The sequence below is a fragment of the Methylobacterium sp. 22177 genome, assembly GCF_052045615.1.
Lineage (GTDB): Bacteria > Pseudomonadota > Alphaproteobacteria > Rhizobiales > Beijerinckiaceae > Methylobacterium > Methylobacterium radiotolerans.
The window spans coordinates 1-571 of record NZ_JBQEPK010000123.1; the positions used below are offsets into that span (position 1 = coordinate 1).

Below are 571 nucleotides of genomic sequence, written 5' to 3' on the forward strand. Positions count from 1 at the left end.
CCCCGGCCGTCGCCGCCCCGCCCGTCGCCGCTGCCGCGCCGGCCGATGCCCGGGCGCCGGCGCGGCGGGCCGAGGACCGGCCGGCCAGCAGCGTGCGGGTCGAGGCCGAGCGGCTCGACGAGCTGATGGACCGGGTCGGCGAACTCGTCATCGCCCAGGCCCGCCTCGGCCAGCTCGCCGGCCTGCACGCCGATCCCGGCCTCAAGACCGTCGCGGAGGAGATCGAGCGCCTCTCGGCGCGCCTGCGCGACACCACGATGAGCATCCGCATGGTCGCCATCGGCGCCCTGTTCGGCCGCTTCCGCCGCCTCGTCCACGACCTCGCGCGCGACCTCGGCAAGCCGGTCGAGTTCGTCACCGGCGGCGAGGAGACCGAGCTCGACAAGACCGTGATCGAGCGCTTGGCCGACCCGCTCGTCCACCTGATCCGCAACGCCATCGACCACGGCATCGAGGCGCCCGCGCAGCGCGCGGCCGCCGCCAAGCCCGCCACGGGCCGGATCACGCTCACCGCCGAGCATGTCGGCGCCCAGGTGCTGGTGAGCGTGCGCGACGACGGCGCCGGGCTCGA

The 571-nt window shown here is 76.4% G+C and carries 1 pseudogene; it reads left to right on the forward strand.

Annotation, left to right across the window (positions count from 1 at the left end):
• Positions 1-571: pseudogene (locus tag ACTJK8_RS32340) on the forward strand (chemotaxis protein CheA); the annotation flags it as partial.